General features: G+C 43.4%; 19 protein-coding genes and 2 tRNA genes. 11 read left to right on the top strand and 10 right to left on the bottom strand.

Translation table 11 applies throughout. From position 1 onward, the window contains the following. Positions 1-23: 23 nt before the first annotated feature. Positions 24-920, bottom strand: a complete 897-nt coding sequence (locus JHD44_RS11680; RefSeq protein WP_199462921.1) for a dienelactone hydrolase family protein — start codon at positions 918-920, stop codon at positions 24-26. A 113-nt stretch (positions 921-1,033) separates the two neighbouring features. On the opposite strand from JHD44_RS11680, the gene folM reads away from it, so the two are divergent. After that, on the top strand, positions 1,034-1,798 hold the full coding sequence (gene folM, locus JHD44_RS11675; RefSeq protein ID WP_199462920.1) for a dihydromonapterin reductase: 765 nt from the start codon (positions 1,034-1,036) through the stop codon (positions 1,796-1,798). 53 nt (positions 1,799-1,851) lie between these two features. Beyond that, positions 1,852-2,535: a GTP cyclohydrolase I FolE gene (folE, locus tag JHD44_RS11670; protein ID WP_199462919.1), complete on the top strand. Its 684-nt coding sequence runs from the start codon at positions 1,852-1,854 to the stop codon at positions 2,533-2,535. Positions 2,536-2,614: 79 nt separating this feature from the next. Here folE and JHD44_RS11665 read toward each other — a convergent pair whose 3' ends face one another. Further along, the gene (locus tag JHD44_RS11665; protein WP_199462918.1) at positions 2,615-3,493 is read right to left on the bottom strand and encodes a carboxylate/amino acid/amine transporter; all 879 of its coding nucleotides are present in this window, start codon (positions 3,491-3,493) and stop codon (positions 2,615-2,617) included. Positions 3,494-3,673: 180 nt separating this feature from the next. Here JHD44_RS11665 and JHD44_RS11660 point away from each other — a divergent pair. Together JHD44_RS11660 and JHD44_RS11655 are read left to right on the top strand one after the other, a co-directional pair. Then, a tRNA-Leu gene (locus JHD44_RS11660) sits at positions 3,674-3,758 on the top strand. A 134-nt stretch (positions 3,759-3,892) separates the two neighbouring features. Beyond that, a tRNA-Leu gene (locus tag JHD44_RS11655) sits at positions 3,893-3,977 on the top strand. Positions 3,978-4,078: 101 nt separating this feature from the next. Here the strand turns inward: JHD44_RS11655 and JHD44_RS11650 are convergent. Together JHD44_RS11650 and JHD44_RS11645 are read right to left on the bottom strand one after the other, a co-directional pair. Continuing rightward, positions 4,079-5,302 carry an MFS transporter gene (locus tag JHD44_RS11650; RefSeq protein ID WP_199462917.1) on the bottom strand — a complete coding sequence of 408 codons (1,224 nt, stop codon included), beginning with the start codon at positions 5,300-5,302 and terminating at the stop codon, positions 4,079-4,081. 122 nt (positions 5,303-5,424) lie between these two features. Then, positions 5,425-6,324, bottom strand: a complete 900-nt coding sequence (locus JHD44_RS11645; RefSeq protein ID WP_199462916.1) for a helix-turn-helix domain-containing protein — start codon at positions 6,322-6,324, stop codon at positions 5,425-5,427. Positions 6,325-6,524: 200 nt separating this feature from the next. Between JHD44_RS11645 and JHD44_RS11640 the strand changes: the two genes are divergently transcribed. From JHD44_RS11640 to JHD44_RS11620, 5 genes are all read left to right on the top strand, one after another. Further along, a complete protein-coding gene (locus tag JHD44_RS11640) occupies positions 6,525-8,042 on the top strand; it encodes an aldehyde dehydrogenase family protein (RefSeq protein ID WP_199462915.1) in 1,518 nt (505 codons plus the stop codon). A gap of 356 nt (positions 8,043-8,398) precedes the next feature. Beyond that, entirely contained in the window at positions 8,399-9,967 is a 1,569-nt protein-coding gene (locus JHD44_RS11635; RefSeq protein WP_199462914.1) for an inorganic phosphate transporter, read from the top strand. A 99-nt stretch (positions 9,968-10,066) separates the two neighbouring features. Then, positions 10,067-10,765, top strand: a complete 699-nt coding sequence (locus JHD44_RS11630; protein ID WP_199462913.1) for a hypothetical protein — start codon at positions 10,067-10,069, stop codon at positions 10,763-10,765. A gap of 68 nt (positions 10,766-10,833) precedes the next feature. Continuing rightward, the gene (locus JHD44_RS11625) at positions 10,834-11,622 is read left to right on the top strand and encodes a hypothetical protein (RefSeq protein WP_199462912.1); all 789 of its coding nucleotides are present in this window, start codon (positions 10,834-10,836) and stop codon (positions 11,620-11,622) included. Between the two features lie 95 nt (positions 11,623-11,717). Then, positions 11,718-12,335, top strand: a complete 618-nt coding sequence (locus JHD44_RS11620) for a LysE family translocator (RefSeq protein WP_199462911.1) — start codon at positions 11,718-11,720, stop codon at positions 12,333-12,335. Here JHD44_RS11620 and JHD44_RS11615 read toward each other — a convergent pair. The 3 genes from JHD44_RS11615 to JHD44_RS11605 form a co-directional block, all read right to left on the bottom strand. Continuing rightward, a complete protein-coding gene (locus tag JHD44_RS11615; RefSeq protein ID WP_199462910.1) occupies positions 12,332-14,281 on the bottom strand; it encodes a DNA topoisomerase III in 1,950 nt (649 codons plus the stop codon). The genes JHD44_RS11620 and JHD44_RS11615 overlap by 4 nt on opposite strands. Positions 14,282-14,352: 71 nt before the next feature. Next, positions 14,353-14,838, bottom strand: coding sequence for a universal stress protein (locus JHD44_RS11610; protein WP_199462909.1), 486 nt, complete (start codon positions 14,836-14,838; stop codon positions 14,353-14,355). Positions 14,839-14,922: 84 nt separating this feature from the next. After that, positions 14,923-15,075: a hypothetical protein gene (locus tag JHD44_RS11605; RefSeq protein WP_199462908.1), complete on the bottom strand. Its 153-nt coding sequence runs from the start codon at positions 15,073-15,075 to the stop codon at positions 14,923-14,925. A 150-nt stretch (positions 15,076-15,225) separates the two neighbouring features. Between JHD44_RS11605 and JHD44_RS11600 the strand changes: the two genes are divergently transcribed. Further along, positions 15,226-15,846 (top strand): FKBP-type peptidyl-prolyl cis-trans isomerase, encoded by a 621-nt coding sequence (locus JHD44_RS11600; RefSeq protein WP_133560576.1) that lies wholly within the window; start codon positions 15,226-15,228, stop codon positions 15,844-15,846. Positions 15,847-15,906: 60 nt separating this feature from the next. Here JHD44_RS11600 and JHD44_RS11595 read toward each other — a convergent pair whose 3' ends face one another. From JHD44_RS11595 to purB, 3 genes are all read right to left on the bottom strand, one after another. Then, the gene (locus JHD44_RS11595; protein WP_199462907.1) at positions 15,907-16,323 is read right to left on the bottom strand and encodes a GNAT family N-acetyltransferase; all 417 of its coding nucleotides are present in this window, start codon (positions 16,321-16,323) and stop codon (positions 15,907-15,909) included. Between the two features lie 4 nt (positions 16,324-16,327). Beyond that, complete coding sequence (locus tag JHD44_RS11590) at positions 16,328-17,518, bottom strand: cupin domain-containing protein (protein WP_199462906.1); 1,191 nt, start codon at positions 17,516-17,518, stop codon at positions 16,328-16,330. Positions 17,519-17,590: 72 nt separating this feature from the next. Further along, on the bottom strand, positions 17,591-18,964 hold the full coding sequence (purB, locus tag JHD44_RS11585) for an adenylosuccinate lyase (protein ID WP_199462905.1): 1,374 nt from the start codon (positions 18,962-18,964) through the stop codon (positions 17,591-17,593). Positions 18,965-19,157: 193 nt separating this feature from the next. Between purB and JHD44_RS11580 the strand changes: the two genes are divergently transcribed. Next, entirely contained in the window at positions 19,158-20,759 is a 1,602-nt protein-coding gene (locus JHD44_RS11580; RefSeq protein WP_199462904.1) for a methyl-accepting chemotaxis protein, read from the top strand. Positions 20,760-20,795: the final 36 nt, after the last annotated feature.

The following is a 20,795-nucleotide window of genomic DNA, read 5'->3' as shown; positions in this document are numbered from 1 at the left end:
TTGTAGCGATGGCAGCCGACTGACTAACTCAGATGCTGGTTAAAGAAGTCTAACGTTCTTTGCCACGCTAACTCAGCACTTTTTTCATCATAGCGCGCCGTTGAATCATTATGGAAGCCATGATTTACGCGTTCATACATATGAGCTTCATATTGTGCTCCTAAAGTCTTTAAAGCGTTTTCATAATCTGGCCAAGTTGCATTGACTCGTTGATCAAGCTCTGCAAAATGAAGTAACAGAGGCCCTTTAATGCTTTGTAAATCTGATGTTGGTGGCGTTCCATAAAAGGGAACTGCAGCGTTAATCATGTCAGGCCATGACGCCGCTAGTTGGTTAGAAACATAGCCCCCAAAACAAAAGCCTACAACACCAAGCTTATCTGTAGTGATGGGTTGGGCTTTTAAGTAAGTGGCTGCATCGCCGAAATCACCTAGTATTTTATCCCTGTCCAAGGTTTTCTGCATTGCTCTACCTTCATCATCGTTACCAGGATACCCCCCAAGAGGAAACAGCGCGTCAGGTGCAAAGGCGACAAAACCTGCTTTCGCAAGACGTCGAGCGACATCTTCAATATAGGGATTTAGACCTCTATTTTCATGTACTACTAGAACAGCAGGTGCAGGTGTTTCACTGGTCGCATTTTTAGGTGTGACTAAATATCCTCCTGCACGGCCATGGCCATTTGGCGCATCAATTTCGATGTAACGTGCCGTAATGTCGGGGTCATTAAATGAAACTTGCTCTGCTAATGCATAATTAGGAAGTAACGCAGAAGACACTGCTGACACGGTTAAACCAGCAACACCAAGGGTGGATAGCCTTCGGATAAAAGTTCGTCGATCTATGTCACCGTGCGCATATTCGTCATACCAATCAAATGCAGATTGGGGGATAACAGGCAGTTCTGAACGATTTCTCATATTGGCTCCATCAACTGAATGCAGAAAGGTAGTATGTAATTTAGACTAATAATATGAACTAAACTAAGTTTCTTTACGTATGTTTACTCAGATTGGATGAGAGAGTTTGAGAAATGACCATTAATTCGGAATGTCTTTCAAGCAATGCAGGTTCAGTAACTGGATTTCCTCACTTCATCACAGGAGGTGGACGTCGTTTAGGGCTGGCGATCATCAAGCACCTTGTGCACCAAGGTGAGCAAGTGATAATGAGTTACCGCACCCATTCTAAAGAAGTGGATGAGTTAAGATCGCTTGGAGTTCATTGCATCAAAGCTGACTTCACATCTAAGAAGCAACTCGAAAAACTTATTTCTGAGATTCGAGCCGAGTATTCAGGACTTAGAAGCATTATACATAATGCTTCAGATTGGGCATCGGAAGCGGATGAGTTAGATCTGTACAGATTAATGGAACGTATGTGGCAAGTTCATGTGGCAGCACCATATCAAATTAATATGTCGTTACAACCTTTGCTCTGTCATGCAGCGGATCAAATAGGTATTGCTACGGACATCATCCACTTGACGGACTTTGTTGCTGAAAAAGGTAGTGATAAGCATATTGCGTACGCATCGAGTAAAGCAGGCCTCGCAAATTTAAGTGTATCCTTCTCACGCCAGCTAGCGCCAAAGGTCAAAGTGAATGCTATCGCGCCTTCTCTTTTAATGTTTCAAGAAGGCGACAATAAGGAATATCAGCAGAAAGCTTTAAAAAAATCGCTATTATGCCTAGAACCAGGTGAACAGGAAGGGGTTGCAGCGGTACAATACCTTCTGAATAGTCGTTACATGACTGGGCGTACATTGGCTTTAGATGGTGGTCGTCACTTAGCTTAGAAGTTTTGGCGTACCAAGTACATGTTAGACGAATTAGTGAGACAGGTATCGATATGACTACTGCAACGGCAGAAACAAGCAACGTTAGCCCTTTTGCGCTTTCAGCAGAGGCTTCTAAAGTTCGTGATGCTTTGATCAAGCATGGCCTAGAAACGCCAATGATTGATAATGGCTTAACCACCGAAGAAAAGTACCAACGAATCAAGTCAGCATTTGAAGATGTTGTTTACACACTAGGCCTAGACTTAACAGACGACAGTTTATGTGAAACGCCGCATCGTATCGCTAAGATGTATGTTAAAGAAATCTTTTCCGGCTTGGACTATAGCCAGTTTCCTAAGATCACAGTCATCGAGAATAAAATGAAAGTGGATGAGATGGTGAAGGTGAGCGATATCTCTTTCACTAGCACCTGTGAGCATCACTTTGTGACGATTGATGGATTGGCAAAAGTAGCGTATTTGCCTAAAAACAAAATCATTGGTCTTTCTAAAATAAATCGAATCGTACGTTTTTTTGGGCAGCGACCTCAGGTGCAAGAACGACTCACTCAACAGGTACTTGTAACATTACAAACGCTGCTAGAGACTGATAACGTGGCGGTGAGTATCGATGCGACGCATTATTGTGTGAAAGCTCGTGGTGTTATGGATGCCAGCTCATCGACTCAGACGACTGCATTAGGCGGGTTATTTAAGCGCAGTGACAAAACGCGAAGTGAGTTTTTAGCCAAATAAAATGGCTTGAGCATGTCTGAATAAGTTATACAAAGGGGACCTAGTGTCCCCTTTGTATTTTATGCATAGGAGAAGGAGGCTAGCTAACTGCTAATTGAGCGCGATCCTTTTGCTTAACAAACCACTCATTGAGATACAGAGCAAAAATAATAATCCCGCCACCAAATGCCAAACGAATGATGTCAGCATCACGGTTCCAGAATAGTACGTTCACCAAGATGCCGGCAGGAATCAAAAGGTTGTTTGCGACAGCCAATGCCCCCACATTTACCAATGTAGCACCCTTGTTCCAAGCAAAGTAACCGATACCCGATGCGATAACCCCTAGGTATACAAGAATACTCCATTGTAAAGTGGTGGTTGGTAGCTTCTCTGTATTGCCCAATAGTGCAAAGCAAGGCAGTACCACTAAAAAAGCACCAATGAAGAACCAGCCAAATAGCGTTAGCTGAGGCAGTTCGGAGGTTTGCTTTGCCATTAAGCGCTTATAACAGACTTGGCCTAAACCAAAGCAAAGGTTAGCACCTTGAACCAACAGAAAACCTTGAATGAAGCCTTCGTCTATTCCTTGATAGCGGATGCCAACTGCGCCTAAAACCGCAATGATGGCGCTGATAATGTAGCCAGAATGAAAACGTTTTTCCAAAATATCATTGATCAAAGCAATGTATATTGGTGTCATGACGGTAAAGAGTAATACTTCTGGAACTGAAAGGTGAAGAAATGACTGATAGTAAAAACCATACATAACGCCCAATTGACAGGCTCCAATTAGCATTAGCTTTATCGCCAATGGTTTTGGTGTTTGTCGAAACTTCATGAATGGTAGGAAGACCAGCATTGCCAATGTCACTCGCATTAAGACAGAAAACCAAGAATCAACCTGACCCGCTAAATACACACCTATCAGGCTAAAAGAGAAAGCCCAAAGTCCTGTCATTGCCAGTAAAATCCACATATTTGTAAACTCCTTGAATACGTCGCGCGAGTATAGATACCTTGGAATATTTAGTAAACTACAGTTGTTTTATATGGTTTACTATAGGTTTTATATTGATCGATTTTATGCTTTTTAAAATTTCTTTTTAGAAATCTATTGACCTTAAAAGACCGTTCCATATAATACGCTCCATTCCTTGCGGGAGTGGTGGAATTGGTAGACACGCTGGATTTAGGTTCCAGTGCTTCACGGCGTGAGAGTTCGAGTCTCTCCTTCCGCACCAAATTTAAAAGGCTGATCTAAATGTAGATCAGCCTTTTTGGTTTTTGTCATATGTACATGATTTTCAAGTGATTTTTAAATTCTAAAAATCACTTGACCTGATGAAGTGAATCCCTATAATACGCTTCATTCTTTGCGGGAGTGGTGGAATTGGTAGACACGCTGGATTTAGGTTCCAGTGCTTCACGGCGTGAGAGTTCGAGTCTCTCCTTCCGCACCAAATTTAAAAAAGCCGATCTATTTATAGATCGGCTTTTTTTATGCCTAAAACTTATTGTTGCTGAGCTAATACTATTTAGTAGTTAAACAAGTTTCATTTAGCTACTTTTCTTCGTTTTCCAGCGTATTTCGATGCAATAAGGTTGGGAAAAGGTACATCCAAAGCCCTACTACAGCGATTGTTCCAAAGCCCCCTAATACGATCGCTGGTACAACGCCAAACAATGCTGCCGTTGCCCCTGATTCAAATTCACCTAATTGGTTAGAGCTACCAATGAAAATCGAATTTGCAGCGCTAACACGACCACGCATATCATCGGGAGTCTCCAACTGCACTAGGGTTGAGCGGATAACTACGCTGATCATGTCTGATGCGCCTAATATAAACAAAGCAATCATTGACAGAATTAAGTGCTCTGATAGGCCAAATAAAATGGTAGCGGCACCAAAGGTTGCCACAGCAACATACATGATTTTGCCAACACTGTGAGTTAGCGGATGCCGTGCTAAATAGATCGACATAAGCAAAGCGCCAATGGCTGGCGCACAGCGTAATAGGCCTAAACCCCATGGGCCCGTATGTAAAATATCTTTTGCGACGATTGGTAGTAAAGCGGTTGCACCACCTAGAAGTACTGCAAACATGTCTAAAGAAACAGAACCCAAAATGAGTTTGTTGTTCTTTATAAAGCGAAGGCCACCCAATAAATGGTGTAAATCAACAGGTTGCTTAGCTTTTGCGACATAATTGTAGTGTAAGAAAAATAAGATGCAGCAAGAGACTAGAAAGCAAACCATGCTCGTCAAATAAAGTGTGGGTGCTACGAGTAAGTAAATCACCCCGCCTAGAGCTGGCCCTGCGATCACTGATATTTCTCGTGCTGAAGCAATGGCGCTTACTGCTCTTGATAGCAGTTCTGGAGGTATCAAGTTAGGTAATATTGCTTGGCCAGCGGGCATTTCAAAAGCTCGTGCTGTACCTATCATGACCGCACATCCATAAATCATCGTCGATGAAATAGTCTCGGTAAAGTTACCGTATGCAAGTATGCCAACAGTGGAGGCCATGATTAAGCGTGTACATATGCAAATAATGCGTCTGTTGTACCGATCTGCTACGTGACCGACTACAAGAGTTAGTATAAGTTGAGGCAGAAACTGGAAAAGGCCGACCAGTCCAAGGGCCATCGCACTGCCCGTAAGGTCATATATTTGCCAACCAATTCCTACGCTTAACATTTGAAATGCAAAAGAAGAGGCAATTTGTCCAATCCAGAAGTGTACAAAATTCTTTTGCTTGAATAACGAGGCAGGAATAGATGACATAGCTGTCCTTGGCAATAAAACGTAGGGTGTAGTGAATCATATCAACTAAATTTTGCAAATCTAGAGAGCATAATTCATATGCTCTCTTTATGCTTTTTTGGCGTTTTATTGTGTGCTGCTATCTAGTTTAGTTGGTTTTGAACTTGTCTCGGAGAAAGACCGAAATGTTGATGAAAACGGCGACTGAAATGACTCAGGCTTTGATAGCCAAGTTCCATACTGACTTCTGTGACAGAGCGACGTTGTTTCAAATATGAAAGTGCGATATTCATGCGACGTTGGTGTTGGTATTCGTTGGGTGTACAGCCCAAATGGCGCTTAAAAGTTTGATAAAAACGACTACGGCTCATGCAGGCCAGCTTGCTTAAATGATCGATGTCTAATGGTTGTGATAGGTTGCTTTCAATAAAACTTAAAGCATTCGTTAAACCATTTGCATCTGGGATCGTTTTTGTAAATTGAAGAAATGCCTCACGGCCATGATGTCGTAAAATACGTGTTACCAATTCACTGACACCAAAGTCAACTAATAGGTCTCTATCTGGGTCATTTTGAACAAAGTCACTTACCAGTCGATCAAGGACTTGTTGAGTGCCCTGCGTATGTAGGGTATGTAAGGGTTTGTTTGGATCAATAGGAGCCAATCCATCAACATTAGTAACATCATTCATTCGGTCACAAATTTGTGCGATACGCTCTTGAGAAATCTCCACTGTCAGGCAAGTAGTAGGGCGATCGATCTGCGCTTCAGGAAAATCAATCAGAACCTCTTCTTTTGGTGCCAAGATAAAAGATTCATGGGGTAGAAACGTGATGTCTTGCTCGTATTGGGTGTGCATGACTTTCGCGCCGGTCACCATTCCACAGTAAAGCAGAGCATCCGATTTCAAACTGACTTTATTGGCTTGCTCATAGGTATCATAAATACTCAGTTCAGAATGAGGTCCTGCAAAACAAACTCTATTTTCGACAAGTTTGGTTGGTTGCCGATGCAGAATTAAGTTTGTTGTTGAATGAGACATACACACCTCTTTAATTGTTGTTTGATGGCGGTGTTACAAAGTACTAAAACATCATTAACCCAAATTATAGCTGATGGTCAACTTTTATGGACTTACAGACAACTAATTTAGACTGTCAGGCAAGTAAGTTTGAATTCATGAGTCTACATTGAAAGTCATTGTTAAATATAAAACAAAACAACAATAACGGAGTAAACAGTATGATCTATGCTAAACCAGGTTCTGAAGGCAGCGTTGTTACCTTTAATGAGCAGTACGAAAACTTTATCGGTGGCGAATGGGTAGCACCTGTTAAAGGGCAGTACTTTGATAACGTTAGTCCAGTCGATGGTAAACCATTTTGTCGTATTCCACGATCTACTGAAGAAGATATCAATCTTGCTCTTGATGCAGCGCATGCTGCGAAATCGGCTTGGGCAAAAACATCTGTTCAAGCGCGTTCTCACATTCTATTAAAAATCGCAGATCGCATCGAAGCCAATCTTGAGGCATTAGCGGTTGCAGAAACTTGGGATAATGGTAAAGCAGTTCGCGAAACTCTAGCGGCAGATGTTCCTTTAAGTGCTGACCACTTCCGTTATTTCGCAGGTTGTGTTCGTGCTCAAGAAGGCTCAATTGGTGAAATTGATGAGAACACTGTTGCCTATCATTTCCATGAACCTCTAGGTGTGGTTGGTCAAATTATTCCTTGGAACTTCCCGCTACTTATGGCGGCTTGGAAGTTGGCTCCTGCGCTTGCGGCGGGTAACTGTGTCATTCTTAAACCAGCGGAACAAACGCCTGCCTCAATTCTAGTATTAGCAGACCTAATTAAAGATCTACTACCAGCGGGTGTACTGAACATCGTAAACGGCTATGGTGCCGAAGCAGGCCAAGCATTAGCGACAAGCACTCGCATTGCGAAAATTGCTTTCACTGGTTCAACACCTGTTGGTTCACACATTATGAAGTGTGCAGCAGAAAATATTATTCCATCTACAGTAGAGCTTGGTGGTAAATCCCCAAACATCTACTTTAAAGACATCATGAATGCGGAAGATGAATTCATCAGCAAGTGTGTTGAAGGTACCGTTCTAGCATTCTTTAACCAAGGTGAAGTATGTACTTGCCCGTCACGTTTATTGATTCAAGAAGATATTTACGATGACTTCATCAAGCTAGTCGTTGAGCGTATTGGTCAAATCAAGCGCGGCAACCCTCTTGATACTGAGACAATGGTCGGTGCTCAAGCTTCCCAAGAGCAGTTCGATAAGATTCTAAGTTACCTACAAATTGGTCGAGATGAAGGTGCAGAAGTTCTAATCGGTGGTGATTCGGAAGTGATTGAAGGCTTTAACGATGGTTACTACATCAAGCCAACGCTTCTGAAAGGTTCAAACGATATGCGTGTCTTCCAAGAAGAGATTTTCGGCCCTGTTGTAGCTGTGACAACGTTTAAAGACGAAGCAGAAGCGCTAGCGATTGCGAACGATACTGAGTTTGGTTTGGGGGCAGGTGTTTGGACGCGCGATACAAATCTTGCTTACCGAATGGGACGTGGCATTGAAGCGGGCCGTGTATGGATGAACTGCTACCACCAATACCCTGCACACGCGGCGTTTGGTGGCTACAAGAAATCTGGTGTAGGCCGTGAAACGCATAAGATGATGTTAGATCACTACCAGCAAACTAAGAACATGTTAGTGAGCTACGATATCAACCCATTAGGTTTCTTCTAAGGTCTTCTTTTACCCTGAGAATTGGCCCCCCAATTCTACTTTTGGCCCCCGTAAGGGGGCTTTTTTTTGGGGTTTATCTAGGTAATATCGCAATACCTTGTCTCTTGTAATATTTCTGTCATATAAAAGACATATAAATGTCACCAAAATGAAACATGCAAAAAATATTTGATTGGAATTTTCTCATTTAACCTAGCTTTGGGTTTTTATGAAAAACTTCTGAGTGTAGAATGGCGCACGTTTCAATTTGATGAAATTTGATGGATTAGTTTTTACATCGCTGGAAAAGTTGCTTGGGGTAGAGTAACCGGTTTTAAACCAACCAGTGTCGTTTAATAACTTAAGAAGACTCTTTTATGGATCTCGCAAATTACGGCTCAGAATCAAAGACCAGTCGCGGCAGTGAAGTTGTCCGCATTCTTATCGCGTTAGCGTTCGTTTTGGTAGCAGGCTTTTATGCTTACAGCCACGGCGAAGGTGTTTCTAACGTGTCCATCCTAGCTATTGCCGCTGCGTTTGGTGCCTACATGGCTCTGAATATCGGTGCCAATGACGTTGCGAATAACGTTGGTCCGGCGGTAGGTTCGAAAGCTCTGTCTATGGCAGGTGCGATCTTAATCGCTGCGATTTTTGAGGCGGCTGGTGCAATCATTGCTGGTGGTAGTGTCGTTGGCACTATTAAGAAAGGCATCATCAACCCTAATGCGATTGCTGATACAGCGACTTTCATTTGGATAATGATGGCTGCACTATTAGCAGGTGCTATCTGGCTGAACTTGGCAACTTACTTGGGAGCTCCGGTATCAACGACACACTCGATTGTTGGTGGTGTAATGGGGGCTGGTATTGCCGCTGGTGGCTGGGGTATTGCTAACTGGAGCCAAGTTGGTGCCATTGTTGCTAGCTGGGTAATTTCCCCTGCGTTAGGCGGTATCATTGCGGCGACGTTCTTGATTTACATTAAGCGCTCTATCACTTATCAAAGTGACATGATTGCAGCAGCGAAGAAAGTGGTTCCGCTTTTGGTGTCACTAATGGTCTGGGCATTTGCTACTTACTTGGCAATGAAAGGTCTAAAGAAGATCTGGAAGCTAGATATCATTACTGCTTTGATCATCGGTTTTGGCCTTGCTCTGACAGCTTACTTTGTTGTACGTCCATTGGTTGATCGTGCGGCTGAGTCTTTGAAAAATGAAAAAGATGCTGTCAATAGCTTGTTTACGATCCCATTGATTGTCTCAGCTGCATTACTAAGCTTTGCGCATGGTGCAAACGATGTTGCTAACGCTATCGGACCGTTGGCTGCGATTAACGATGCTTTGCTTCACGGGGGTGTATCCTCTAAAGCGGCTATCCCATTATGGGTAATGCTGGTAGGTGGTGTTGGTATCGCAATTGGTTTAGCATTATTCGGACCTAAGTTGATCAAAACAGTAGGCTCTGAAATCACTGAGCTTGATAAGACGCGTGCATTCTGTGTAGCAATGGCGGCGGCAATTACAGTAATCATTGCATCTCAGTTAGGTTTGCCTGTTAGTTCTACGCACATCGCGGTAGGTGGTATCTTCGGTGTTGGTTTCCTTCGTGAGTATTTGAAGCTGTCATACGAGAAGAAGCTTGCTCAGATTGAAAAACATTCTGCAAACTCTGGTCTAGGTGCTGATGAAACTCATGCATTCGTAGAACGCTTTAAAATGGCTGACGTAGAAGAGAAACGTGCGATTCTACGTGAAGTTAAAGCGCTACAGTCTTCAGCTCCGATCTCAAAAGAAGAGCGTAAGAGCCTTAAGAAGGCGACCAAGAAAGAGTTGGTAAAACGTTCTGCTTTACTTCGAATTGCCGCAGCATGGATCATTACTGTTCCAGCGTCAGCATTGTTGTCAGCAATTATTTTCTATGCGCTGCTTGGTTTCTCTGTAGCGTAACCAGCAAAAGCCTTTAGGAAAAAATTAAAAAACCGACCATGCATTATGGTCGGTTTTTTTATATGCTTAAGAAGGTTGAATTCATTAGGCGGAAGCATTGTGTCGACAAGTTTTCTAGTGACTATTATCGTCGGTGCTGCACTGGCTATAGCTGTCGTTTTAATTAGCGTTGGCGTGTTGCGTTTCTACAGTGAGCGTCAAGCTCAGCAACGACAGGAACTGGAACAGCTTGAAAAGCGTTGTGGCCGAATTGCCGACCTGCTTACTATTCTTACTGACCGTTATTTGCCTTTAACAACAAAAGTCGTTCTAGTTGAGTACTTAATTTCGAGTATTTCAACCCTTACTCGCCACAAAATGGCGCGCTCTTTAGAGCCAGAATTACCTGGCTTTATTCAACTTTTAGAAGAGCTAAAAATTGGTCAGCAAGCATCAATTAAGGATAAGGTGCAGACACATGTTCAACTCTCTCAGGTTCAACAGGGCTTACAGTCAATTCCTTTGCTATATCGTGGGCTTGTTAATAGTCAGCTTGTTGATAAAGCAACCGCTAAGGACCAAGTGACTCAAATTCGTTTTTCATTTTGTTTAGCGCATCATGACTTATTGCTAAAAGAAGCTGAGGCATGCTTAGAGTTGGATAAAAAAGCTGCTGCACTCGACAAATTACGATTAGCATTGGCTGAAATGGAGAAAGTCGTTACCTTTGAGCAGTCTGGGCCCGTGATAGAATCATTAAATTCCAGCATTCAGCGCATTGAAAACGAATTATTTGGAAAAAGCTCTAGAGTAAGCTAAGTCCTTTTGATATAAGAAATAAATAATAGAATTACTTTATTCTAACGGCGGCTTGGAAATAGAAACTTATGACGGCAATTATCGTAACGCTACTGTTGTTGATCATCGGTGGCTTTATTGCGTTTGCTATATTCCTACAACTGCGAGAGCAAGCTAGAATTGAACGATTGCGTAAGGCAGCGTTACTGAATAACCAATTACGCCAAGTGCGTCGTTATTTGGATGAAATGCCCGCCCAATATCAGCCTAAAGACATGCGGATATGGCTTTATAGTCGAATGATAGGTTTGTGTGATGAACTGCTGGCTATTCAAGCGGATGAGCAACTTTCTAGACGAAGGCGTTTCCTACAAGACGAAATGACTCAATTTCAAAGTAGCAAAGAGAAGCGTCGAGCAAAGCCTGTTGTAGATGAAATTCAGATCATGGAGCTTAAACGTTTGTTTGAGTCATTTCATGGTTATCTTCAGTCGACGAAATCTAATAAGCAAATCAGTGAAGAGGCTTTTGCTCGTTTTGACGAAATGCTTCACTGGTTCCGATATAAGGTTAATGCTGATCATCATGCCTACTTAGCGCGTCAGTTTTTTTTAACTCATAAAATGGACGATGCCATTAATGAATATAAAGAGGCTATTAATCAATTAAAGCCAATTGAAGAAAAAACTGAAGCGGCTGAGTTGATTAATAAATTCACTGAGACTATTCAAGAGATTGAAGATGATATGGCGCTGCAGCAACGGGAAGCTGAGCTGGAGGCCGAATCAAAAGGTGACAATGAGGCAGAGGAAGCCCTAGATGATGAATGGCAGAAATTTATCGACGATGGCGAGTTTCAACGAAAAAAACATTTCTGATTTCTACAAGACGCTTTTCATTAAATTTTCGTTGCGTCCCACAATGACTTCTGGCAAGTTCACGAGTATTTCTTAACAACCTTGTGGATGTAGGTATGAGCTTGGCCCTCCTGTCGGTTTTTATCCCGACTTTCTTTTTTGTATCAATCACTCCTGGCATGTGTATGACGTTAGCCATGACACTCGGAATGACTGTGGGGGTGAGACGGTCTCTTTGGATGATGGTAGGGGAGTTAACTGGGGTTGGTCTAGTCGCAGCCTTATCAGCTTTTGGTGTTGCTGCATTACTACTTAATTATCCTACGGTATTCACTGTCTTTAAGTACGCTGGAGGAGTGTATCTGGCCTATATTGGCGTACAAATGTGGTTGTCACGCGGTAAAATGGCGATCAAAATGGATGATGATGAAAAAAGAGCCAGTATTTTTGATCTCATATCCCAAGGGTTTATAACTGCTATTGCAAACCCTAAGGGCTGGGCCTTCTTCGTCGCTTTGCTACCTCCCTTTTTACATCCTGAACTACCGTTAGCAAATCAACTGGTCAGCCTCATTGCAATCATTCTTTTGCTCGAGTTTTGCTGTTTACTCATTTATGCGTCGGGTGGTCGAACTATGCGCTCACTATTAATGAAAAGCGGTAATGTGCGCATTATGAATCGAATTGCTGGCACTTTAATGATCGGTGTTGGTATTTGGCTTGCACTCGGTTAAGTGTTTGTTCTTGATTTTCTGGGTGAGCGCTTAGCCCCTGTTTTATCATTGGCTCTGGAGGGGCGTTTCTTCTTAAAGGTACGTTTAGTGGTCGGTGCCTTGGGGAGGTTGGTAAAGTTACTTATAGAGCCTTGACGAGCGCCTAAAATTAAATGGTCCAGCGCCTGATAAAGCTCATCCATAAAATGCTGGTATGGGGTAATATTCTTGCTAATATCATTCAGCATTGCCTCCCATTTTGCAGTCATATCTGGCACAGTGGCACTTTCCGGCAGAGCTTCAATTAGCGCTCTTCCAGTTGATGTTGAGTGAATTTGCTTGCCTTCTCTTTGTAAAAAGCTGCGTTTAAAGAGTAACTCAATGATGCCTGCACGAGTGCCTTCTGTACCGAGACCATCGGTTTCTTTCAAAATGGCTTTAATGGCTTTATCACTGACAAAGCGGTTGATACCTGTCATGGCAGCAAGCAACGTTGCATCGGTAAAGGCATCAGGTGGAGTTGTCTGCTTGGCCAATACTTCCCCTTGAAGACAATGAACTTGCTGTCCTACAGTCAATTGCGGTAATTCTGGCTCTTCTTTCTTGTTGCTAGGCATTAAAGATTTCCAGCCTTCTTTAACAACCGTAACGCCTTGGGCAGTAAATTGCCCCCCTTCAATTTCAATTATAATTTTAGTAGCGAGATATTCATAAGCTGGCATAAATTGAATAAGGTACTGACGGGCGATTAACTCGAAGATCTTCCGTTCGTCGTGGTTGAGTTTCTCGAAGGCGCCTAGTTGTTGTGTTGGAATAATGGCATGGTGAGCGCCAACCTGCTTATCATTCCAGGCTTTACTTTTTTGTGCGGGGTTCGCTTGCTGTGCGGCCTTTTGATATGGCAGAGACAAATCTTTAAGCTTTGCTAAGATGCTACTCGCTTGGGAAAACTGTTCAGAAGGTAAATAGCGGCAATCTGAGCGCGGGTAAGTAATCATTTGATGTCGCTCGTAGAGCGCCTGACATGTATCGAGTACCTTCTGAGCATTCATAGAGAAGGCTTTTGCCGCATCTATTTGCAACGCTGAAAGATTGTAAGGCAATGGGGCATTTTGTTTTTTAGGTATCTTATCAAACTGTTTTACAAAACCTGGTTTATCAGTGATCCGTCGAGCTACGTTTTCAGCAAGGGGGCGACTGAGCACTCGTCCTTCTTCGTCTTGATAGGGGGCGCAAGCTTCACTAGGTTGCCACTTGGCTTGGAAGGGCAAAGTATCTGTCTCAAGGTGTGCTACAACTTGGTAGAAGTCTTTTGGCACAAATGCTTCACGCTCTTTATCGCGTTTAACGACAAGTCCAAGAACAGGGGTCTGCACGCGACCGACCGAAAGCACACCATTATAACCGGCTTGACGGCCTTTTATGGTGTACGCGCGAGTGAGATTAATGCCATATAACCAATCTGCACGTGCGCGAGCTAGAGCAGAACGTGATAACGCTGAGAACTCTTTATTTGGCCGAAGTTTATTTAGGGATTTTTTTACGGCAGCAGTGGTTAAATCACTCACTAAAAGGCGCTGTGTTTGCTCAAGTTTATATTTTGGAATCTTTGCAAAATGGAGCACTTCATCGACAAGAAGTTGCCCTTCGCGGTCTGGGTCACCCGCGTGAACAATTGTCTGGGCATTTTTGAGTAGTTTTCGAACGACACTGAGCTGCTTTTTGGTATTACTTTTTGCCTTCCACTGCCATTCTTGTGGAATGATCGGTAGGTGGTCTAACTGCCATTGCTTATAATGAGGTGCGTAATCTTGTGGTTCCGCCAATTCTAATAAATGACCAATGCACCAAGTGACGCAATCGCCATTAGGCAATTCAATATAGCCATCGTGCTTTTTTTGGGGGTTGGGGAGGGCGTTGGCAATAGCGCGCGCAAGACTCGGTTTTTCTGCGATATATAAAATCATGGATGCACAAAATTTGTTACGTATATGTTTATTTATACAGTATTTTGTGCACCCAAGTCTATTGTAGTCGTTTACTTGAGAATTGGTACGACAAGAACTGGAATGCGGCTGTGATGAACGACTTTATTTGCAGTAGAGCCAATAACCATTTGGCCAATTTTACTGTGTGTGCGGCTGTTCATTACAATTAAGTCTGCACCGACTTTTTCAGCTGTTTTTTCAATGGCTTCTGCTGGTACGCCATTGACGACTTCAACTCTAGGTGCTTCCGTTAGGTTCTGCATCTCGTCTGCATGAGTTTTAGTAAACTCAGTTAGGTAAGCTTGAATGCGCTCATTAACAGTTTTGATTGCCTCGTCACGCATATTCTTAACCGTCTCTTCAGACATGTAATTATGAATCATATTAGCAGCTTGCGCGCTAATAGGCTCCATCGCATGCATTAGAACAACTTTAGCCTGATTTGAAATCGCAAGATTCATAACCAATTCCATAGCTTGAGTGGTTTTAGGCTCTAAATCGCATGCATATAAAATAGTGTTGATCTTAGGTAACATCGCTTATCTCCTTACATCGGATAATGATGTAGTCTAATCCTTCTTGACCAACTTGAAGTGACTTACATCAAGAAGTTTCTCGACTTATAAAAAATTCTTCTGGTTAAGGGTGTCATGATAGCCATCTACGATAAAACCAAGTGCTGCGGCAGTCAGTATAGTCCCCACAAAAAAGATCGTGGACCATTTCTGCTGTGTTGGGGTGGGGCTTACAAGCGAAGAAACGATTTTTTTCATGATCAGCTTCCTGTTAATACCATTTAATATTAATGATAATTAATATCATTAATGGTGTCTATAGTTTGTTTCTAAGCAGGTTGTCGGCATTATTGGGCGGTTATGGTATCCTTGCCGCCGAATTTATAACGACACAAAAGAGATTACATTATGTCTGAACTGTCTTTTGACACAAACGAAGCGAAAATCGCGTACGGTATCGGTCGTCAGATCGGTGATCAACTACGTGGTAGCGATCTTGGTGAATTATCTTTGGATCATCTATTTGCAGCCATTAAAGATGCGCTAAACGAACAGCCAATGGCGGTGCCTGCGGCAGAACTTGAAGCGGCTTTTGCTGAGCTTCAAGAAAAAATGGAAGCGAAATCTAAAGCTGCAGCGGCAGAAACTGTTGCAGAAGGCGAAGCTTTCCTTGCTGAAAACAAAGCACGCGAAGGTGTTCAAGTAACTGAATCTGGTCTTCAGTTTGAAGTGATCGAAGAGGGCACAGGAAATCAACCAGTTGCGTCTTCTACTGTTCGTGTTCACTACGAAGGTCGCCTAGTTGATGGTCAGGTATTCGACAGCTCTATCGCTCGTGGCGAGCCGATTGAGTTCCCTCTAGCTGGCGTTATTGCTGGCTGGACAGAAGGTCTTCAACTGATGAAGGAAGGCGCTAAGTACCGCTTCGCAATCCCTTCTGATCTTGCTTACGGCGCCCAAGGTGCTGGTGCGATGATCAAACCACATTCTGTATTGGTATTTGACGTTGAGCTAATCGCCATCGTTTAATCATCGGTACAAATAAAAATAGGAGCTTCGGCTCCTATTTTTTGACTCTCAAAATTCAGATTAAATATCACGAATCATTTTCACGTGAGGTTTGCCTGCTTCTAAGAAGATTTTTCCGTCTGTTTTAAAGCCATGGGTTTGATAGAAGAGCTGCACATCAACCATTGCATGAAGAAAAACCTGCTTAAGCTGCATTTCTCTAGCCACTTGAATGGCTCGACGTAAAAGCAAATTGCCATTACCTTGATGTCGGTAATTGGGTAAGACTGCTAAACGACCAATCTGACCATCTTCTGTTAAACGGCACACGCCAACAGGCACAGCAGTGGTGCCAAAGGCGACAAAGTGAACGGCATTTTCATCTTTAGCATCCCATTCATCTTGCTCATCAATGCCAAGTTCTAGAATGAACACTTGGCGTCGAACAAAGGTTAATTGCGCTTTACTACTGTTCCAATCAGATGTCAGTACTTTCATGCCGTTATTCGTCCTCGTAGGGCAGGGCTACCAATGCTTGGTGCTGAAGTAAAAAACGGAGAATTTCTGGTAATTGATCATGACGACTAAGATCTAAACCACTGAAGTCGAATTCTTCTTGATCGCAGATCGCTTGAACAAAATCAATCAGCGTTGCGTCTATTTCTAATGCGTTACCGTTACAGTATAGCGTGCAAGTGGTCATTTGTTCTTCATGATAATAACAAATGCGAGCGTCACCTGGTCGGATAAAAGTGTCACCTTTAAGGGCCTGTTCAAATGTCCCGTCTAGCTCGTCTTCGTTAAGTTGCGCACTGTACTCTGGGTATTTACTTTCGCTCATGGTTTCACCAAGCCAATTTGCCAGCAAAGTTGGTGAGTCGATCAACGACAGTAGCTTTTGTTTCAAGTGCTCAATATCACTCGCTTGGATTTGCGCATGGTGATCACGCTCTAATGGCTCTGGCGCGGCGAATCGATTCTTCTCATTGATCTCCTCACAAACCTTATCGGTAATACCTTGTAAGGCTGATTGAGCCGAGGGTGCACGGAAGCCAACAGAGAAGGTCATGCATTCGCTATCCAGGGCGCGGCCATTATGAGCAAAGTTAGGTGGCAAATATAATATGTCGCCTGCTTCTAATTCATAATCTTGCATTGGGTCGACATCAAAGTTGTCTAAAATATGAAGTCTGATCCCTTCAATATTTGAATCTTGATATTGCTCAGGTGCGAGTACTTGCCAGCGGCGTTTGCCTGCCATTTGTACTAAAAAGACGTCGTATTGGTCGTAGTGAGGGCCAACGCTACCGCCTTCCGTTGCATAGCTCACCATGACATCATCGACACGCCAGCTAGGTAGGAAGTTAAAACGTTCTTTTAGAGCTTGAACTTCTGGTACCCAATGGTCCACAGCTTGAACAAGCAGTGTCCACTCCTGTTCCGGTAGCTCTGCAAAGGTGTCTTCGTCGAACGGCCCTTGTAGTAATTGCCAAGGCGTTTCGCCTTGCTCGATAACGATACGGGATTCGACTTCTTCTTCCATAGCAAGTCCTGCCAACTCATCTGCACTAATTGGTAGCTCGATGTCTTTTGCTCCGCCGCGAATCAACAAAGGTTTCTTTTGCCAATAGTCTTGGTAGAAGGTTTTTGCACTAATACCAGCTAGGATGGTTAGAGGCGTATCGATATTCATAAAAAATTCTCATCAAAAAAAGAGCCGTTATAAAACGGCTCTTTGTATATAAGAAATAGCATTGGTTCTGAATTAGCCGCGAATCGCTTTCGCTTGAGCTACTGCATTACCAATGTAGTTTGATGGTGTTAGAGCTTTAAGCTCTTCTTTTGCTTGCTCTGGAAGTTCAAGCTTATCAACAAACTCTTGCATGATTTCTTGGTTGATTGTGCGGCCACGAGTTAGCTCTTTTAGCTTCTCGTATGGTGCTTCGATACCGAAACGACGCATCACGGTTTGGATTGGCTCAGCCAATACTTCCCAAGAGTTGTCTAGGTCTTCGTTTAGGCGAACGGCGTTAATTTCTAGTTTGCTGATGCCTTTTAGGGACGCTTGGTAAGCGATCAAGCTGTGGCCAAGGCCCACACCTAGGTTACGAAGAACCGTAGAGTCTGTTAGATCACGCTGCCAGCGAGAAATAGGCAGTTTTGCGCTTAGGTGGCCCATGATTGCGTTCGCGATGCCCAAGTTACCCTCAGAGTTCTCAAAGTCGATCGGGTTAACTTTGTGTGGCATAGTCGAAGAACCGATTTCGCCAGCGATCGTTTTCTGTTTGAAGTAACCTAGAGAAATGTAGCCCCAAACGTCACGGTCGAAGTCGATTAGGATGGTGTTAAAACGACAAATCGCATCGTAAAGTTCAGCGATGTAATCGTGTGGTTCGATCTGAGTCGTGTAAGGGTTGAACGTCAAACCCAAAGACGTTACGAACTTCTCAGCGTGTGCTTGCCAGTCAACTTGTGGGTAAGCAGAAAGGTGAGCATTATAGTTACCAACAGCACCGTTGATTTTACCAAGGAACTCAACAGCTTCCACTTGCTTGATTTGACGTGCAAGACGCGCTGCTACGTTCGCCATTTCTTTACCTACCGTACTAGGTGACGCAGTCTGACCGTGGGTACGAGAAAGGATAGATTGTTCAGCATGCTCGATGGCCAATTCTTCGATGGCAGCAAGGACTGCTTTCATTTCAGGAACGATGGCTTCAGCAAGTGCTTCGTTTAGCATCAATGCATGGGACAGGTTATTAATGTCCTCAGATGTACAAGCAAAGTGTACGAATTCAGAAACGGCAGCCAGCTCAGCGTTGTCGGCAATTTTACCTTTAATGAAGTACTCAACCGCTTTAACGTCGTGGTTGGTTGTTTTTTCGATGTCTTTGATGGCTTGAGCATCGGCTTCAGAGAAGTTTGCCGCTAGTTCATCAAGAATCGCATTTGCTTCAGCACTTAGTGCTGGTACTTCAGAGATTTCAGGGTGCGCAGCAAGCGCTTGAAGCCAACGTACTTCCACGATAACACGCATACGTAGTAGGCCGTACTCACTAACAGAGCGACGTAGCGCGTCAGTTTTAGAGCCGTAACGACCGTCGATCGGGGAAATCGCATTTAAGCTGGTTAATTGCATTGAGTAAACGCCTCGAACATGGTTTTTCAGGGAGCGGTTATTATAGGGGAAAGCCAAAGTCTGTGCCACGTTAACGGTTTGTAAATACAGCTGATTTAGTTCGACAAAACATTACATTAATGTTTTTTATAAAAAGAGAAGGGTTTAATATTATTCGTGCACGGTTTTTGTGCGTATTTAAGTGGGGATGGTTATGACAATCAGTCGTTTGTATGGCTTAGTGATTGGTGCAGTGTTATTAGTTCTAGCAGCGCTATATGCCTTGACAGAATATGGACTAACAGTAAATAAAGATGCGATTCAAAAAGAAGTGACATTAGCTAACGCCATGGGCGCTATGAAAGATACTCGCTACTACACAGTACAAGTACAGCAGTTTCTTACTGACATGGGCGCAACTCGAGGCGACGACGCTCTACCTGAAGCACAAGCCAGTTTAAAAGGTGCAAAAGAAAGTTTGGACTCTCTTGCAACCATTCTTCCTGAATACTCTGCTCAAGTATCATCCTTAAAGGGCAGTTTGGATCAGCTTTATCAATCCGGTTATACCATGGCTCTAGCCTATATCAACCAAGGCACTGAGGCTGGAAATGCGCTTATGAAAGGTGCTGGTGGTCTAGATGAAGCCTCAATTGCTCTTGCTGATGAGTTGAATAGTGTATCTGAGCAGATACAAGAGCTTCTCAATCAAAGTTCAAAGGATTCCATTGAAAAAATACATAGTACAGAAAATGTCTCTTTAATCAGTGCATTAGTATCTGCATTACTAATTGTTGGGGTATTGCTTATTCTACGTCATCGTACGCTACCTGATATCCGTAAACTGGAGCACTCGCTTCATGATATCGCTCAAGGTGCTCGTGATTTAACGGTGCGTTTAGATGAAGCTGGCAAGGATGAGTTGGCAGATGTTGCTAAGAGTTTTAACCGTTTCATCGCTAATTTAAATACCCTGATTGGTACGGTGCAAAGTCAATCCCATGAACTATCTAGTGTTGGCGAGCAAATGTTACAAGCCTCAGAGCGCACTCGCTCAGGCATGGAAGAGTTGCAGCATGAAACACTGGGGATTGCAGGAGCTGTTGAGGAGATGCAAGGCACCATTCGTTATGTTGCTGAAGGTGCGGATCAAACTGCGAATGCAGCAAAAGAGTCAGATGAATATGCTCGAGAAGTAACGGTCATTGTCTCTGATAATGCTTCCTCCATTACTCGTTTGGCGCACGGTGTAGACAGTGCCGCATCGGCTTTACAGTCATTGGAGAGCCAAACGGCAGATGTTGGCTCAATCTTAGATGTTATCCGAGACATTGCGGATCAGACCAATTTGTTAGCGTTGAACGCAGCTATCGAAGCAGCTCGCGCGGGTGAACAGGGGCGAGGTTTCGCGGTGGTGGCAGATGAAGTGAGAACGCTGGCTCAACGAACGCAAGAGTCTACCGAACAAATACAAGATATGATCACGAAACTGCAAGCTGGTGCTCATGAAGCAGTGAAAGTAATGTCGGCAAGTAAACAGCAAGCCGAAGAAACCGTCGCGAAATCAAGTGAAGCAACGGAAGCGCTTACGAAAATAGCATCGACTATCTCAAGTATGTCCGCGAAGGCGACAGAAATAGCAACCGCCATGGAGCAGCAAGCGGCAACGGCACAAACCATTGATGGTCGTATTCGCATGATACGTGATGAGGCTATGACCACTAGCGCCAATGCAACGCAAACCAATCAAGCCTCTAAAACGGTTTTAGATCAGGCATCTTCGTTGAGTAATTTAGTCGACTCTTACCGAGTTTAAACTTTCTTGCAATGAACAAAGGCGTCTTATGACGCC

The sequence above is a fragment of the Marinomonas ostreistagni genome (assembly GCF_016461785.1).
GTDB classification, from domain to species: Bacteria; Pseudomonadota; Gammaproteobacteria; order Pseudomonadales; family Marinomonadaceae; genus Marinomonas; species Marinomonas ostreistagni_A.
Note: the sequence above shows the minus strand (reverse complement) of the source record. Positions and strands in the feature narration are given on the sequence as shown.